We start from the raw sequence: 17103 nt of genomic DNA, 5'->3' as shown, positions 1-17103 counted from the left end.
AGACCGCCCCACCCAGGTGGCCAGGCGACTGGTCAGACCAGTTGATCGTCCGTACTCTGCTGGTGGGCCGAGGGCCCGGTCAAGGGGTCGACACGAGCCGGTCCCGTCTGCGTACACGGGACCGGCCCGCACGTGCACCCGGGCGCGACTCACAGGCGGACACGGGAGCGTGCCCGCAGGCGCACACGGGAGCGGCCCGGACGCACACGCGGGAACGGGCCCGCACACACACCGGAAAGGGCGGACACATGCCGGCGGAATCTCCTGAACGGCTTACCGCGCGGGCCGACTTCCGGCCCGTGCGGCCCGTGCGGGCCTACCAGCGGGTGGCCGAACAGATAGAGGAACGCATCCTGGGCGGCTCCCTGCCACCCGGCTCCCGGCTTCCCGGCGAGCGCGAACTGATGCGCCAGTTCGACGTGGGCCGCTCGACGATCAGGGAGGCGCTGCGGGTCCTCCAGTCCTCGGGGCTGATCCGCTCGCGCCCCGGTGACCCGCAGGGCGCCGAGGTGCTGGGCGTCTCACCCGACACCCTCAGCCACGCGCTGGGCCGCCTGGCCCGCTCCCACCTGTCCGGGCTCGGCGAACTGATCCAGTTCCGGATGCTCCTGGACGCGGAGAGCTACCGGCTCGCGGCACGCCTCCACTCCGCGGACGATCTGCGCCGGCTGACCGGGCTGGTGGACGAGATGGCGCAGCTCGCCCCCGGGGACCCGCGCGGTTTCAGCGCGGCCGACGGGGAGTTCCACCGCGTGGTGGCCGAGGCCAGCGGCAACGCGCTGCTCGCCCTGTGCGCCCGCGCCGTCCACGACGCCGTCGTCGAGGCCATCGAGAGCAAGCTGGTCCGTGCGGAGGGCGCCGGCGAGGCGGCCGACGCGATGCGGCGTTCGGTCGCCCACCACCGGCAGATCCTCGACGCGCTCGGCGCCCGCGACGGGGCCCGCGCCGCGCGGCTCGGCCGGCAGGCCCTCCACGATCACTACGCCCCGCACGTCCCGCCGCAGGATCGGCCGCGCCTGCGTGCGGCCCTGGAGGAGGAACCCGAGAGTCCGGCTGGATGAGCGGTGCGCTCCGGCAAGGGGGTGCCCTGTTCGTCGCGGGCGATCCGCGGGTGGGTTGTGGCCGGTGGGGGCGCCTCCCGGTCGAAGACTCCGGTGGGGGCGCCTCCCGGTCGAAGGCCGGGGGCCATGACGCGCTGAACGTCCGAGGCAGCCGGGGGAGCGAAGCCAACTGCCCGGCAAGCTGTCATGGCCGCCCTCCGGGGCGGCGGGCTTGCCGGCACAGGCTCACGTGCCGGGCGCCACGGCCCTCTCCGCTGCCCGGGTCGGAAGCCACCCCGGGGTCGTGGACAGGTAACGGACAACGACCCGACGCCGACTCGGGCGCTCGCGACGCGACGGCGTCTTGAAGCGGGGCGCTCGGCCACCGACCGTCAACAGGTCGCCCGGGCCACGACGTCGCGACTGAGGATTCATGGGCCGGGAGGTGGCGAGCGCCACCTCCCGGCCCCTGCCATCGTGCGCTGGCACGACGATTCTTTTCCGCGATCCCCTTACGGCGAGGATGCCACCGTGCCTGACGCCGGCATCCGTCGGTAACCCGTGCCGGCAGGCTTTCTACAGAATCCGCAACAAGTGTAGAAAAGGCAGCGGTAACCACCCCTTGTCCGCTCGGTGTTGCGTGGGCCAGCATGCGGTTGCACTCGGGAAGCCACCCCCCCTTTCCCGATGGCTTTTCATGTCCCGGCATTCCTGCTTGCGTTCGCGGTACCCCCGCGATCCGTATGCGCGGAAAAGCGCCGGGCTGCCCCCTCCCCGAGAAAGGACAAGGAATGAGAAAATCCCGCACGTCTCTCGTCGCCGCCATCGCGGTTGCCCTGCTTGCGGTGCCCGCTGCGGGCGTCGCGCAGGCCCAGAACTCCTCTCCCGCGACACCGCGTTACCAGCCGCAGATGGTCGCGGCACTGGCAGACAGCCTGCACGTCAGCGAGAAGGCTGCCGCCGACCGTTTGGACCACCAAGCGGCACAGGAAGACCAGCTTGCCGATGTGGTCGAGGAGGGAAAGACGCGGACGGACGGAGCGTTCTTCGACGCGTCGGGAAACCTCGTCGTGAACGCGCCTGATGATCGCGCGGCGTCACAGATCGAGAAGGCGGGTTTGCACGCCCGGGTTCCCGAACACGGCAAGGCGGCGCTGACCAGTGCCAAGGAACAGCTGGATGAGCAGGCCGCCGAGCAGGCCCCCGAGGGCATCTCGTCCTGGTCTGTCGACCTGTCAGCGGACAGGGTCGACGTCGAGGTCAACGACATGGACGCGCGCGGCGCCCGGTCGTTCCTGAAGACGGCCCGGTCGTTCGGCGACGCCGTGCACGTGGTCAAGGGCGCTGAGCCCCTCGCGTCGCAGGCTACGGTCTACCCGGGCAGCGCAATGACGTGGACGGACGACCAGGGCAGCTGGGTCTGCTCCGTCGGGTTCGGGGCCCAGGACTCCTCGGGGAAGGACTACCTCGTCTCGGCCGGTCACTGTCTCGCCAGTCTCCCGGACCTCTCCGTCGACGGCGACCACTTCGCCAAGGGCACGGACTCGCGCTACGAGGTGGGCCGGGACAGCGTGGACATGGGGATCGCCGCTGTCGACCAGGGGGACTCCATAGCCACCGAGGTCGGCACCTGGGGAAGCACCGACGGCAACGTCGCGGTCGAGGGCAGCAAGCGTGCACCCGAGGGCGCCGACCTGTGCAAGTCCGGGCAGACGACCGGCTGGACCTGCGGCAAGGTCGAGGCCTACGACGTCACCGTCACCTACGTCGACGAGCATGGAGGGCCGGACACCGTCGTATCCGGGCTCGGAGAGTCCACCGTGTGCACGGAGGGCGGCGACAGCGGTGGCGCCTACATCTCCGGCAACCAGGGCCAGGGGATGACCTCCGGCGGCCCGACGAACCAGAGCTGCGGCGGCCTGAACAGCTCGACCAAGTCCTACTTCCAGCCCCTGGACGACACGCTGGAGCACTACGAACTGACCCTCGACACCCACTGACACCGTCGGACCGCGGGGTGGCGGCTCACCGGACGGTGGTGAGCCACCACCCCGTTCTGGCTCGGGAACAGACACTGGAGGTGCCTGCTCCGCCCCCTTATGCTGCGTCGGACCAGGTTCCAGCCACTGGCGAACCCACACGACGTAGGAAGTCCCCTTGGCCGAACACCCGCATGCGAACCGGCGCAGCCCCGTTCCGCGCGACGCCTCGTTCCCGGAAACCTTTCGCGAAGCGGTAGTCCGACGGGGGCTGAGCCTGGAGCGCATCCATGAACGGCTGAGAGAACAAGGCATCAGGATAAGCCTGGCTTCCCTGGGGCACTGGCAGAGCGGTCGCAGTCAGCCCGAAAGACGGTCCTCCCTTCTCGCCGTCGACGCGTTGGAGGAGATCCTGCTGCTGCCGTCCGGCGACCTGCGCTCCCGCCTGGGACCTCACCGGCCCCGCGGGCGGTTCTCCCCGAAACTGGTGGGAGTGGAGCAGTTCTACGGCGAGGACTCGCTCTTCGAGCGGGCGTTGGGCCGGGAGGACGCCGCCCACAGCGAGCACATCACTCGGCAGTTCGTACATGAGTCGGTACGGGTGAACCGCGATCGCCGCATGTATTGTCAGTCCGTTTACCAGGTGGCGCGTGCCAACAGGGACGGCGTGACGCGGTTGAGTGATCTCCACTGCCTTGATGAAGCTCCCGCTTCCGTCGACATCGTCATGCATTCCGGAGTGCTGCGCGGATTGGATTTCCAGCCGGCTTGGAAGACCGTGGTCGTCGACGTGTCTTTCGGCCGTCGGCTGCGCAAGAACGAGACAGCGGCGGTGCACTACGACGTCATATTCGACCCGAAAGGTGAAGCGGCCGTCTGCCACGAGCGCCGCACACGCGTCAATCTGCGCGGATATCTGCTGCACGTCTACTTCGACGCGGAGGCCGCACCGCTCACCTGCCACAGTTACTTCCGGGAAAAGGCCGACGCGACGAAATCACGGGCCCGACCACTCATGCTCGACCCGTCTCACAGCGCCCACACGCTTGTCATGCCCTGCCCGGTCGGCGTGCACGGTATGTCGTGGCAGTGGCCCGACTGAGCACCACCTGCCCCCCTGCGCAGCGAAACGCGGAGCAAGCCCGGCACCCTTCCCGCGACCGTCGACAACGCACCGGGGCAGTACACCTAGGTCAGGAGGTCTCGCAGGTCGGAGATGGTGGGGGCGGGGGCCAGCCACTCCGCGGGGGTGGGGCCGCCCGTGTAGCCGAGGACGGGCATCCGGGCCGCCCGCGCGGCCTGCACCCCGGCGGGGCTGTCCTCGACGACCAGGCACTGTGCCGCCGGCACCCCGCACTCCGCCGCCGCGTGCAGGAACACGTCCGGCGCGGGCTTGCCCGCGGCCACGTCCTCGGCGCTGAAGACGCGCCCCGCGAAGCGGTCCCACAGCCCGGTGGCCGTCAGCGAGTGGCGGATGCGGGAGTGGCTTCCGCTGGAGGCCACGCAGTAGGGGGTGCCACGCTCTTCGAGGGAGTCCAGGACGTCGCGGACGCCGGGCATCGTGTGCGGGGCCGCGTCGAACGCGGCCGCGACCCGGGCGCGGTAGTCCACCAGCCAGCTGTCGTCCACGGGCACCCTCGCGTGGGCGCGTACCTGCGCGAGGAGGTACGGCTCCGGAGTGCCCAGGAACCGCTCCAGTACGTCTTGCGGGGTGAGCGGCCAGCCCGCCTCGGTCGCCATGGCGGCCACCACCTCGGGCCCGATCCGCTCGGTGTCGACCAGTACGCCGTCGCAGTCGAAGACGACCAGCCGTGCTGCCGCGAGGGCCTGGGCGGGGGAGGGGCCGAGGGGGGCGTTCATGCGGCCCACCCCATCACACCGTGCCCCGGCTGCCTCCAGCGGGCCGACCGGAGGTCCGACCTCTCGGTGCGGGCCGGGCGCGGACCGAGCTCCGGGCCGGATGGCGGGCGGAGAAACCGCGGAGAAAAAGTGCCGAGAAAGAGCCCACCGTCTTGACGAGTGGACCAGACCACTCGAAGCTGACATCCGATCAATCAGCGTACGCCGCCCACGCACCCGTACCTCACGGAGGCCGCATGTCCGCCGCTGACGGAGTCCGCACCAGAGTCCTCGCCCTCGGTCTGGCCCTGCTCGCCGCAGGGGTCCCGGCGGTGGCCTCCGCCGCCGGTGGACCGGACGGCGGACAGGCAGGCAAGGGAGCGGGCCGCGGTGCCGACGCCGCGCTGCCCACCGTCTCGCCCACCCCGCAGCACGCCGAACGCGCGGGCGGCGACGTCCGCGTCCCCCGCACCGCCGAGATCGTCGTCGGTGACCACACCGACGCCGCCGCGCGCGACCTGCTCACCGACGTACTCGAAGCGAGCGGCGTCCGCGCGCCCGAGGTCCGCGACAAGCCCTCGGGGCACGCCCGGCTGACGGTTCTGCTGGGCGAGGCGACCCGGGACGACATCGCCGAGGCACTGCGCGGCACCTCGGCGCCCGACCACGCCGAGGGGTACGCGCTGCGGGTCTCCAAGGCGGGCAAGGGCCACGGCGGCACCGTCGCGCTGGGCGGCACGGACGCGGCCGGGCAGTTCTACGCGGTGCAGACGCTCCGGCAGTTGATCACCGAGCGCCACGGCCCGCGCCGCATCGCGGGCGCCGCCATCAGCGACCACCCCTCGATGCCGCTGCGGGGCACCATCGAGGGGTTCTACGGGCCGCCCTGGACCCAGGCCGAACGCCTGGACCACGTGCGGTTCCTGGGCGACACGAAGGCGAACACCTATGTGTACGCGCCCAAGGACGACCCCTACCACCGGGAGAAGTGGCGCGAGCCCTATCCGCAGGACAAGCTCGCGGAGTTGGGCGAACTGGTGGAGGCCGCCCGCGCCCACCACGTCCGCTTCACGTTCGCCGTCTCGCCCGGCGCCTCGATCTGCTACTCGGACCCCGAGGACGTCAAGGCCCTGGAGGCGAAGCTCCAGTCGCTCTACGACCTGGGCGTGCGCGACTTCTCCGTCCCGCTGGACGACATCAACTACACGAAGTGGAACTGCGACGGCGACGAGGAGAAGTACGGCGCACCCGGCCGTGCTCCGGCCGCCGAGGCGCAGGCCGACCTCCTCAACACCGTGCAGCGCGGCTTCCTGGCCGACCACGAGGGCACCAGGCCCCTCCAGACGGTGCCCACCGAGTACGGCGACCTGACCGAGACGGCGTACAAGAAGACGCTGCGCGAGCAGCTGGACGCCGACGTGGAGGTGATGTGGACCGGCACCGACGTGGTGCCGCCCGAGATCACCAACGAGCAGGCCGAGAAGGCGTCCGAGCTGTTCGGGCGCAAGGTGTTCGTCTGGGACAACTACCCGGTCAACGACTTCGAGCGGACCAAGGGCAGGCTGCTGCTGGCCCCGTACGACAAGCGTGACGCGGGCCTCTCGGAGCACACCAGCGGGCTGGTCTCCAACCCCATGAACCAGGCCGGGGCCAGCAAGCTCGCCGTCTTCACGATGTCGGACTTCTCCTGGAACGACCGCGGCTACGACCGCGACCGCTCCGGTGCGCGGGCCGCCGCCTACCTGGCAGGCGGGGACGCGCGCACCACCGCGGCGGTCCGCACCTTCGTGGACCTCAACCACATGGCCCCCACCTTCGGTGAGGAACCCTGGCAGCCGCAGGCGCCGAAGCTGGCCGCCCGGCTCGACGGCTTCTGGGAGCGCTACGCCGACGACCCGGCAGCCGCCGTCCGTGAACTGCGGCCCGTCGCCGACGACATCCGCCGCGCGCCCGCCCGCATCCGCGACGGCGTGCGGGACCGCTACTTCCTGCACGACGCCGACCGCTGGCTGGACGCCACCGAGCTGTGGGGCGAGGCCATGGGGCAGGGCCTGCGGGTACTGACCGCGCTGCGCGACGGCGACGACGAGGCGGCCAGGGCCGCCCGCACGGCCATGGACGAGGCGGCGAAGAAGGCCTCCGAAATCACCGTCGACCCCGACGAACACCATCAGGTCGGCCCGGTCAAGATCGGCGACCCCTACCTCGCGGACTTCCTGACCGGCGTCCGCGACCAGCAGGACGGCTGAGGCGGCGGTGGCGTGAAGACCGGGCCGGCGGCCCGGGCGGTGCGTTCCCCGCCCCGGTCGCCGGCCCACCACTCGTGCCGCTCAGCCGGGCCCCTCCACCCGTCCCGTCACCCAGTCGTGGAACTCCCCGATGTGATGCTCGCTGGGGACCAGCACGCCGCCGTCGCGGTAGGCGCGGGAGGACATGGCGGGCTGGGTGCGCTCGCAGGCGTCGAAGTCCTGGACGTTGACGCGGTGGAAGAGCTCCACCGAGCGGTCCAGGTCGGTGCCCGCCGCCACGACCTCGGGCGCGTAGAGCCAGTCGCACTCCACGACGGTGCGGTCCTCGGCCAGCGGAAACATCCGATGCCAGATGACGTGGTCGGGCACCAGGTTGACGAAGACCTGCGGGCGTACGGTGACCGCGTAGTAGCGGCGGTCGTGGGCGTCGGGCACGCCGGGCAGCCGCGCGAACCCGGCGCTCCCGTCCACCGTGAACCCCTGTGCCTCGGCGGCGAACTCGGGTCCGTGGCCCACGAAGTACTGCGCGGCGAGCCCGTCGGCGAACTCCGGCAGCACCTCGGTCAGTTCGGGGTGGATGGTGGCGCAGTGGTAGCACTCCATGAAATTCTCGACGATCAGTTTCCAGTTGGCCGCCACGTCGTAGGTGTGCCGCCTGCCCAGCGCCAGCGACTCGATCGCGTAGTGCCCGATGACGTCGCCGCCACCCAGCCGGTCGGCGACGTCGGCCATCACCGTCTCCTCGAACGACGGCGGCTCGGCGGCCAGACACACCCACGCGTACCCCAGCCACTCCCGCAGCGCCACGGTGTGCAGCCCCAAGGAGCCGCGGTCCACGTCCGGCATCCGGGTCAGGTTGGGGGCGGCCGTGAGCTTGCCGTCCAGGTCGTACGTCCAGGCGTGGTACGGGCATTGCAGGCTGCGCCGCACCTCGCCCGCCTGCTGGGTGCACAGCCGGGCACCGCGGTGGCGGCACACGTTGAGGAAGGCCCGCAGGTCTCCGCGCCGGTTGCGGGTGACCAGCACACTCTCGCGGCCCACCTGGACGGTGCGGTAGGCGCCGGGCTTGTCGAGATCGGCCGAACGGACCGCGCAGAACCACCCGGTCTCGAAGATGCGTTCCTGCTCGCGCCGGAAGTTTCCCGGATCGGTGTAGCGGTCACCTGGCAGGGTCGCCAGCAGGCTGCCGACGGCGGTCGTCATGGTGTGGTCACTCCCTCGGGCGTCACGGACTGCCTCAGTGGGTCGAAGAGGGCGATCGGATGCTCGGTGGCGCCGGTGAGCGCCAGGTCGGCGACGATCTCGCCGACGACGGGAACGAACTTGAAACCGTGCCCGGAGAAGCCGCACGCCACCGTGACCGAGTCCGGGTGCTCGGGGTGCCGGGCCAGCACGAAGTGCTCGTCCGCCGTGGTGGTGTACATGCAGGCGACGGCCCTGCGCAGGCTGCCGGGCAGGTCGGGGAGGCGGGGCCGCAGCTGCGCTGCCATCGCCTCCGCCTCCCGCTGCCCGACCGTGCGCTCAAGGGTCTCCGGGTCGCAGACCGACCCCTTGCGGAAGAAGGCGACCTTCGCGCCGCCGTCCGGACCCTCGATCGCGGGGAAGCCGTAGATCTGCACCCCGTCGCCGTCCTCCCACACGTAGATGGGGTGCCGCTCCGGTTCGAACGCCGCGGTGCCGCCCCGCGGATGGAACCAGTACATGACCTGCCGTTCGATGGTGAAGCCGACACCGAGATCGGCCAGCAGGCGGGGCGCCCACGCGCCGGGGCACACCACCAGGTGCCCCGCGGTGTAGACGTCGTCCACGGTGTGGACGCGCACGCCCTTGCCGCCCGGCAGCACCTCCCACCGGGTCACCGGCTCCTCGAATCGCAGGTCCGCACCCGCCTGCTGGGCGAGCTGCACGTGCGCGGTGACCGTGGCCTCGGGGCGGACGAAGCCGGCCCTCTCCTCGTACAGGGCCACCTCGTCGGGGCCCGGGGTGAGCGTCGGGAAGCGCCGCCGCACCTCCGTGGCGTCGAGCATCTCGTGGGGGAGCCCCCACCGCTCGGCCGAAAGCCGGCTGCCCGCCACGGTGCGGCTGTCCGGGCGGCCCAGCATCACCCCTCCGCAGAGGGTCGCCAGGGTGCGCCCCGTGTCGCGCTCCAGCTTGGCGAACAGTTCGTAGGAGCGCAGGAGCAGCGGCACGTAGGCCGGGTCCTCGAAGTAGGACTGGCGGGTGATGCGGGAGCCGCCGTGGCTGGAGCCGCGGTTGTGGGCAGGGCCGAAGCGCTCCAGCCCGAGGACCTGCTGGCCTCGGGCCGCCAGGTGGTAGGCGGCGGCACTGCCCATGCCGCCGAGGCCGATGACGATGACGTCGCGGGTGACTGGCACTGCGGGCCTCCTGTTCGTGGGCCCCTGCCCCGCCCTTCCCGTCCCGTCGGGGAGACGGGGAGGGCGGGGGTGGGGATCAGCGGCGGATGCGGGCCATCTCGGGGTCGAACAGCGGCTCGGCTGCGACCGTCGCCGCGGTCTTCTCGCCGAAGTACTCGACGGACACCGCCGTACCCGGCGCGGCAGCGGCGGCCGGCAGCCACGCGTACGCCACGCACCGGCCCACGCTGTAGCCGTATCCGGCGCTGGTCACGTACCCGGCCACGACCCCGTCGAGGTGGACGGGCTCACTGCCCATGACGAGCGCCGCGGGGTCGTCGAGCGTGAGGCAGACCAGTTTGCGTGCCGCCTGGCCGCGGGCGGCCAGCGCGCCGAGGCCGACGAAGTCGCCCTTGGACGGGCGGACGGCGAAGGAGACACCGGCCTCCTCGGGGGTGTGCTCCGTGGTCATGTCGGAACCCCAGGCGCGGTAGCCCTTCTCCAGCCTGAGACTGTTGAAGGCGCTGCGCCCCGCCGCGATGACGCCCAGCCGCTGCCCGGCCTCCCACAGGGTGTCCCACAGCCGCAGTCCGACATCGGCGTCGGCGTACAGCTCCCAGCCCAGTTCACCCACGTAGCTGACCCGCAGCGCGGTGACCGGCACGTGCCCCACATATGTCTCGCGGGCCTTGAAGTAGCCGAAGGCCTCGTGGGAGAGGTCGGCGGGGGACAGCGGCTGCACCAACTGCCGGGCCAGCGGCCCCCAGACACCGATGCAGCAGGTGCCGGAGGTGATGTCGCGTACCTGTACGCCCTCGGGCGCGCGGCGGATGAGCCAGTCCAGGTCGGCCGGGGTGTTGGCGCCCAGCTGCCAGCGGTCGCGGCCGAGCCTGGCGGCCGTCAGGTCGCTGCGGATGCCGCCCGCCTCGTCCAGCAGCAGGGTGTAGGTGACCGATCCTGGCCGCTTCTTGAGGTTGTTGGTCGTCATCCGCTGGAGGAAGTCCAGCGAGCCGGGACCTGTGACCTCCAGCCGCCGCAGCGGCGTCATGTCGTAGAGGGCCACCCGCGCGCGGGTGACCTCGGCCTCCGCCGCGGCGATGGGGGACCAGTGCTGCGCCGACCAGGCGTCGCGCTCGGGGAGCTTCCCTTTCAGTTCCGCGACCAGCGGCGCGTTGGCCTCGTACCAGTGGGGCCGCTCCCAGCCGCCCGACTCCAGGAAGTGGGCGCCCAGTTCCCGCTGGCGCGGGTAGAAGGGGCTGGTGCGCAGCGCCCTGGCCCGCTCGGGCGGCTGGAGCGGGTGGATCACGTCGTAGACCTCGACGAAGCTGCTGACCCCCCTCTCCCGCACGTACGCGGGGGAGCGCTGCGCCTTCTCGAACCGGTGCAGGTCGCACTCGTGCACGTCGACGCTGGTGCGTCCGTCCGTCATCAGCTCCGCGACGGCGCGGGCGGCCCCCGCCGAGTGGGTGACCCACACCGCCTCGGCCAGCCAGAACCCGCGCAGGGTGCGGGACTCGCCCAGCAGCGGCATGCCGTCCGGAGTGAAGGAGAAGACACCGTTGAAGCCCTCCTCCACACGGGAGGCGGCGAGCCGGGGCAGCATGCGGCGCGTCTCCGCCCAGCTCGCGGCGAAGTCCTCCTCGGTGAAGGGCAGCGAGGACGGCATCACCGGCGCCTCGTCGAACGCCGGTATCGCGTACGGGTCGACGGGCAGCGGGCGGTGCGCGTAGGTACCGATGCCGATGCGTCCGGGGCCGCCCGCCGGGTCGAGGTGTTCGCGGTAGTACAGGTCGTGGTCCTGGTGGCGCAGCAGGGGGCGCACGGCCTCCGCGCCGTGCGGCCGCGCTCCGGTCAGCTCGGGCAGCGGCGCCGTCTTCGCGTACTGGTGCGCGAGCGGCAGGAGCGGGACGTCCACCCCCGCCATGGCGCCGATGACCGGGCCCCAGAAGCCGGCCGCCGAGACCACGTGGTCCGCGGGGAAGGTGCCCCGGTCGGTGACGACCCCCGTCACCCGGCCGCCCTCCCGTTCGATACCGGTGACCGTGTGCCGGTCCAGGAAGCGGGCGCCGCGCCGCCGCGCGCGCTCGATCTGCGCCTGGCAGGCGAGCTGGGCGCGGGCCAGTCCGTCGCCCGGCGTGTGGAAGCCGCCGAGCACGGCATCGGCGTCCAGCAGGGGGAAGAGCTCGGCGCACCGGGCGGGCCCCACCAGCTCGCCCTCCACACCCCAGGCGGCGGCGAGCCCCGCCTTGCGGTGCAGGTCGAGCCGGCGCGCCTCGGTGGAGGCGACCTCCAGGCCGCCGACCGGCAGGAAGCAGGAGCGCCCGTCCACGGTGAGCGAGCTGAACTTCTCGACGGTGTAGCGCGCGTACTGCGTCATGGTCCGGGAGGCGTTGGTGCGGAAGACGAGCCCCGGCGCATGCGAGGTGGAGCCGCCGGGCGCCGCCAGCGGGCCCTGTTCGAGGACGGTCACGTCGCGCCAGCCGCGCGCGGCCAGTTCGTCGGCCAGCGAGCAGCCGACGATGCCGGCACCGATGATGACGACGCGCTCCGTGCGCGGGGGCGCGGCGTGCGGGTCGGGAGGGACGACGGCCGGTTCAGGGATGTTCACAGGACCACCACCGATCGCAGCACCTTGCCGCGCTGCATCCGTTCGAAGGCGACCTCGACCTCGTCCAGCGCGATCGTCTCGGTGACGAAGGCGCCCAGGTCGAGCTTGCCGCTGAGATAGAGGTCGATCAGGACGGGGAAGTCCCTGCTGGGCAGGCAGTCCCCGTACCAGGAGGCCTTGAGGGCACCGCCCCGGGAGAACAGCTCCTGGAACGGCAGCTCGATGGTCACGCCCGGCGAGGGCACCCCGGCCTGGACGAGCACGCCCGCCAGGTCGCGCATGTGGAACCCCTGCAGGTACGTCTCGGGGCGGCCGACGGCCTCGACGACGAGGTCGGCGCCGTGCCCACCGGTCAGTTCACGCACCGCCGCGACCGGATCCGTGCCGCGCGAGTTGACGCTGTGGCTGGCCCCGAACCTGGCGGCCACGTCCAGCTTGGCGTCGTCGATGTCGACGGCGATCACCCGGCGCGCCCCGGCCAGCGAGGCGGCCGCGATGGCCGCGTTGCCGACGCCGCCGCAGCCGATGACGGCGACGGTGTCGCCGTTGGCCACCCCGCCGGTGTGGACGGCCGCACCCCAGCCGGCCATCACGCCGCAGCCGATGAGTCCGGCGGCCTCGGGGCGCGCCGCCGGATCGACCCGCACGGCCTGACCCGCGTCGACCAGGGTTTTCTCGGCGAAGGCCCCGATGCCCAACGCCGGGGTGAGCGGGGTGCCGTCCAGCAGCGTCATCGGCTGCCGGGCGTTGCGCGAGTCGAAGCAGTACCAGGGCCGCCCCTTGCGGCAGGCGCGGCAGCTTCCGCACGGTGCGCGCCAGGCGAGGACGACGAAGTCGCCGGGGCGCAGATCGGTGACGCCGGGGCCCGTCTCCTCGACGATGCCCGCGGCCTCGTGGCCGAGCAGGAACGGGAAGTCGTCGCTCACGGCGCCTTCCCTGTAGTGCAGATCGGTGTGGCAGACACCGCATGCCTGGACGGAGACGAGGACCTCTCCGGGCCCTGGATCCGGTACCAGGACCGGCTGCACCTCGGCCGGGGCATCCTTCTTCATCGCGATGACAGCGCGGACCTCGTGTGGCATTCCCAGACCTCGCATTGTTGCGTAGTGCACGACTGGTTGCGCTATGGGAGACATAGTGAGAACGCCGTCCGTCGCCGTCAAGAGAAGACGATCAGTGGTTCCTGACGGGCCGTCATAAACGCGAACTGCGGGCCCGGGCGATGCCGGACCCGCAGTTATGGGAGGTCGGGGCGGTACGAAAGCTGAAGCCCCATCAGAAAGTCGTGACGTTCACACCCGATCGCCACGCCGTGGAGTGCCCGAAGCTCAGTACGCGTACCCCATGCGGCGGGACAGGTCCTGCGCCGCGGCCACCGTGCGCTTGGCGACCTCGTGCAGCCGCTCCTCCTCCAGCCGGTACGAAGGCCCCGAGACGCTGATCGCCCCGATGACCTTGCCGTCGTGCGCCCGCACCGGCGCCGCCACCGCGTGCAATCCGATCTCCAGCTCGTCACGCGCCGAGGCGAAACCGTTCCTGGCCACCGACCTCAGCTCAACCCGCAGCTCGGCGGGCGAGACCACCGTGTGATCCGTCAGCCGCGGCAGCTTTCTGGCCAGCACGCTCTCCTGCACCGACTTGGGCTGGTGCGCCAGCAGCGCCTTCCCGCTGGAGGTGGCGTGCAGCGGCGTCCTTCTGCCCAGCCAGTTCTGAGCGGTCACCGACGACGAACCCCGCGCCTGCATGATGTTGACCGCCGCGTCGTCGTCGAGCACCGCGATGTTCGCCGTCTCACCGGCCTCCTCGGCCAGCTCCCGGCACACCGGCGCGCCCTCTTGCGAGATGTCCAGCCGGGAGGCCGCGGCCCCCGCCAGTCTCAACACCCCGGGCCCCAGGTAGTACTTGCCGCGATCCTGCTCCTGGGAGACCAGGCCCCTGGCCTCCAGCACCCCCAGCAGCCGGAACGCCGTGGACTTGTGGACGCCCAGCTCCTCGGCGATCTCGGTCACTCCCGCGTCGGTGTGCCGGGCGAGAATCTCCAGCACGCTCACCGCGCGGTCGACCGACTGGACTGAGGCAGCCGCTCCTCTGGACTGCCTGCCCGACCCTGTGTCCTCCGTCTTTTCGCTCATCTGCTCAACGTCACCGCCTGGTGGCCTGGTTGGTGGTACACGGTTGCCGGCGCGCGTCCGCGCCGCCCCCTCCGTCACGTCCCGGCGGAGGTCGTCGGCGGGTGCTTGACGTGAAGCCTTCCCGCTTGGATTCTGTTGCGCATCACGCTCCATCGTGCGCGATACGGAACTCGGATAGTAGCGAAGTGCATGCCAGCACCACCCCGGCCCTCCACAGCCGGGGGCCGCAGACCCCGCTCGCGAGGTGAATCACAGTGATACCCGTCTGTCGCCTTGAGGACCTGCCCGCCGGTGAGTCCATCCGCCTCGACCTCGAACCTCCCATCGCCGTCTTCAACGCCGACGGCGAGCTGTACGCCGTCGACGACACCTGCACCCACCAGGACGCGTCCCTCTCCGAAGGCTGGCTCGAGGGCTGTCTGGTCGAATGCCCGCTGCACGCGGCTTCATTCGACCTGCGCACCGGACGCCCCACCTGCCTCCCCGCCCGCAAGCCGGTACGCACCCACCCTGTGAGCGTGCTCGACGGCACCGTGTGGGTACACGTCGAGACCGGCCAGGCCGCACCCCAACCGCAGACCGCAACGGCCACCCAAGGGAGCGCCGCATGAGGACCATCACCGTGATCGGCGCATCCCTCGCCGGACTCCACACCGCGCTCGCGCTGCGCGCGGAAGGCTACGAAGGACGCCTGGTGATCGTAGGGGAGGAACACCACAGGCCCTACGACCGCCCTCCGCTCTCCAAGGAATTCCTGACCGGAGCCCTGACCGCGGAAAAACTCTCCCTCGCCGACGCGGAGGAGATCGCCGAACTCGACGCCGACTGGCTGCTGGGCACCCGTGCCGAGGGCCTCGACCCCCCGGCCGGCAGTGTCACGCTCGCCGGCGGGCGTACCCTGGCCACCGACGGCGTGGTGATCGCCACCGGAGCCACCCCTCGCACGCTGCCAGGGGAGCCACTGGAGGGTGTCCACACCCTGCGCACCCTCGACGACGCCGCCGCGCTCCGCGAGGATCTGAGCCGCGGGCAGGTGCGGGTCGTCGTCATCGGAGCCGGCTTCATCGGCGCCGAGGTCGCCTCCTCCTGCGCCACGCTCGGGCACAACGTCACCGTCGTCGAGGCAGCCGACGCGCCGCTGCTACCGCAACTCGGCGCGCGCATGGCCGCGTTCTGCGCCGACCTGCACACCGACCACGGCGTCACCCTGCTGACCGGCACAGGCGTGCGCGGACTGCACGCCGACGGCGTGCCGGGCAGCGGGCAGGGTGGCCGGGTCGGCTGGGTCGAGCTGGCCGACGGCCGGTTCCTGCCCGCCGACGTCGTCCTCGTCGGAATCGGCGCACGCCCGGCCACCGACTGGTTGACCGGCTCCGGCCTCGCGCTGGACGACGGCGTCGTGTGCGACGCGGGCGGAGTCACCGCACTGCCCGGCGTGGTCGCCGTCGGCGACGTGGCCCGCACGGCAGGGCGGCGGGCCGAACACTGGACCAGCGCCATGGAGTCGGCAGCCGTCGCGGCCCGCAACCTGCTGGCCGGCGCGACGGTGCAGACATACACCGCGCTGCCCTACTTCTGGTCCGACCAGTACGGCATCCGCATCCAACTCGCGGGCCACCGCGGCCCGCACGACACCGTGCGCCTCGTGGAGGGCGCACCCGAGGACCGCAGCTTCCTCGCCGTCTACGAACGCGACGGCACCACCACCGCGGTCCTCGCCGCCAACCGCCCCCGCCCCTTCACCCGAGCCCGCCGCGAGCTCACCCGCGAGGGAGGACTGGCCGCGGTGTGAGAACCCTCCACATGAGGGCGGGGGCCGCGTGCTCGTGCGGCCCCGCGCCCAACGGTCCCCTACCCGGCGGCCCCACACCCAGCCGTCCCGTACCGGGCGGTCCCGTACCGGGCGGTCCCGTACCGGGCGGACGTGCGCGCGGGTGGACCGCAGGACAGGTGCGTGGGTTCGCCCGGGAGGGGGGTCAGTTGCTGGTCTGGGCCGGTTGCTTCTCGCTCGGGCGGACGATGACGAAGCCCTCACCGTCCAGCCTCAGTTGTACGGCCTCTCCCGAACCCCCGCGGATCATCGATCCGAAGCTCTGCGAGCGGTGCAGCGAGGTGTGCAGCTGGGCGCTCCAGCCCACCACCGCGTCGGTGTCCACGAACACCGGCGCCTGCTGGGACACCGGAATCACGATCGGCGTGCCCTCGCAGATCACTCCGAGCCTGCCCTGGCCGGAGAAGACGCTGTTGAACAGGCCGCCGCCGGTCATCCCCGCGCCTTTGACGACGCCGATCTCGTAGTGCAGGCCGGCGTCGAAACACAGCACGTTGCGGCCGTTGACGGTGAGCGAGTCGCCGGGAGCTATGTCGACGACGAAGCAGTTCTCCGCCTCGTGTGCGAACCACGCCTCCCCCTGCCCGCTGATCGACATCAGCGCGAGCCCCTCGCCGGTCACCTGCCGTTTGAGGAAGTTGCCGACGCCCTGCCCCTTCTTCTCGAACTTGAGGTTCCCCCGGAAGGCCACCATCGAGCCCTGCCGCGCGTAGCACTCGCCGTTGACCGTGTACTTCACACACTTGTCGTTCTGCAGCTCCATCCCCGGTGCGGAGGGCGGCTGCGCCATGTTCTTCGAAGCGAAGAGATCACTCTGCATGGCTGCATGTTTCCCCGGAACGCGCCGCTGAGCCAGTCCCGCAGGCCGGGCTGCGTGCCCGCCCCCTTTCTCCGCCTTCCGTGCGCCGCCACGGCCGGGAGCGGTTCCCGCCCCGCGGCGGCCGGGGCACGACGGCACCGTCACCTGACCACCATTGCCTCACTCCATTTGAGACCTGGCCTTCTCGCGCGCCCAAGCCTGCGGGCCTTCTTCACCGTGAAGTCCCCAAAAGGAGTTCAATGAAAAAATGG

At 71.5% G+C, this 17103-nt stretch carries 13 protein-coding genes; 6 read left to right on the top strand and 7 right to left on the bottom strand.

Features of this window, described 5'->3' with window-relative positions; all coding sequences use genetic code 11:
• Positions 1-248 precede the first annotated feature (248 nt).
• From DTL70_RS15810 to DTL70_RS15800, 3 genes are all read left to right on the top strand, one after another.
• The gene (locus tag DTL70_RS15810) at positions 249-1061 is read left to right on the top strand and encodes a FadR/GntR family transcriptional regulator (RefSeq protein ID WP_114022544.1); all 813 of its coding nucleotides are present in this window, start codon (positions 249-251) and stop codon (positions 1059-1061) included.
• Positions 1062-1831: 770 nt separating this feature from the next.
• A complete protein-coding gene (locus DTL70_RS15805) occupies positions 1832-3040 on the top strand; it encodes a S1 family peptidase (protein ID WP_114022543.1) in 1209 nt (402 codons plus the stop codon).
• Positions 3041-3197: 157 nt separating this feature from the next.
• A complete protein-coding gene (locus tag DTL70_RS15800) occupies positions 3198-4121 on the top strand; it encodes an XRE family transcriptional regulator (protein WP_114022542.1) in 924 nt (307 codons plus the stop codon).
• A gap of 86 nt (positions 4122-4207) precedes the next feature.
• On the opposite strand, the gene DTL70_RS15795 is transcribed toward DTL70_RS15800, so the two are convergent.
• Entirely contained in the window at positions 4208-4879 is a 672-nt protein-coding gene (locus DTL70_RS15795; RefSeq protein ID WP_114022541.1) for an HAD family hydrolase, read from the bottom strand.
• Positions 4880-5115: 236 nt separating this feature from the next.
• On the opposite strand from DTL70_RS15795, the gene DTL70_RS15790 reads away from it, so the two are divergent.
• The gene (locus DTL70_RS15790; protein ID WP_114022540.1) at positions 5116-7107 is read left to right on the top strand and encodes a glycoside hydrolase family 84 protein; all 1992 of its coding nucleotides are present in this window, start codon (positions 5116-5118) and stop codon (positions 7105-7107) included.
• An 81-nt stretch (positions 7108-7188) separates the two neighbouring features.
• On the opposite strand, the gene DTL70_RS15785 is transcribed toward DTL70_RS15790, so the two are convergent.
• From DTL70_RS15785 to DTL70_RS15765, 5 genes are all read right to left on the bottom strand, one after another.
• Positions 7189-8310 carry an aromatic ring-hydroxylating oxygenase subunit alpha gene (locus tag DTL70_RS15785; protein WP_114022539.1) on the bottom strand — a complete coding sequence of 374 codons (1122 nt, stop codon included), beginning with the start codon at positions 8308-8310 and terminating at the stop codon, positions 7189-7191.
• Complete coding sequence (solA, locus tag DTL70_RS15780) at positions 8307-9482, bottom strand: N-methyl-L-tryptophan oxidase (RefSeq protein ID WP_114022538.1); 1176 nt, start codon at positions 9480-9482, stop codon at positions 8307-8309. Before solA ends, DTL70_RS15785 begins: the two co-directional genes overlap by 4 nt.
• Positions 9483-9558: 76 nt before the next feature.
• Entirely contained in the window at positions 9559-12063 is a 2505-nt protein-coding gene (locus DTL70_RS15775; RefSeq protein ID WP_114022600.1) for a GcvT family protein, read from the bottom strand.
• A 2-nt stretch (positions 12064-12065) separates the two neighbouring features.
• Entirely contained in the window at positions 12066-13151 is a 1086-nt protein-coding gene (locus tag DTL70_RS15770; RefSeq protein WP_114022537.1) for an S-(hydroxymethyl)mycothiol dehydrogenase, read from the bottom strand.
• Between the two features lie 246 nt (positions 13152-13397).
• A complete protein-coding gene (locus DTL70_RS15765; RefSeq protein ID WP_114022536.1) occupies positions 13398-14201 on the bottom strand; it encodes an IclR family transcriptional regulator in 804 nt (267 codons plus the stop codon).
• Positions 14202-14455: 254 nt separating this feature from the next.
• Between DTL70_RS15765 and DTL70_RS15760 the strand changes: the two genes are divergently transcribed.
• A complete protein-coding gene (locus tag DTL70_RS15760) occupies positions 14456-14812 on the top strand; it encodes a bifunctional 3-phenylpropionate/cinnamic acid dioxygenase ferredoxin subunit (RefSeq protein WP_114022535.1) in 357 nt (118 codons plus the stop codon).
• Positions 14809-15993 carry an NAD(P)/FAD-dependent oxidoreductase gene (locus DTL70_RS15755; RefSeq protein ID WP_114022534.1) on the top strand — a complete coding sequence of 395 codons (1185 nt, stop codon included), beginning with the start codon at positions 14809-14811 and terminating at the stop codon, positions 15991-15993. Before DTL70_RS15760 ends, DTL70_RS15755 begins: the two co-directional genes overlap by 4 nt.
• Before the next feature lie 184 nt (positions 15994-16177).
• On the opposite strand, the gene DTL70_RS15750 is transcribed toward DTL70_RS15755, so the two are convergent.
• Positions 16178-16852, bottom strand: coding sequence for an AIM24 family protein (locus tag DTL70_RS15750; RefSeq protein ID WP_114014720.1), 675 nt, complete (start codon positions 16850-16852; stop codon positions 16178-16180).
• Positions 16853-17103 lie beyond the last annotated feature (251 nt).

This window comes from Streptomyces diacarni (assembly GCF_003323715.1).
Taxonomy (GTDB): domain Bacteria; phylum Actinomycetota; class Actinomycetes; order Streptomycetales; family Streptomycetaceae; genus Streptomyces; species Streptomyces diacarni.
This window is presented reverse-complemented; position numbering and strand designations above follow the sequence as displayed.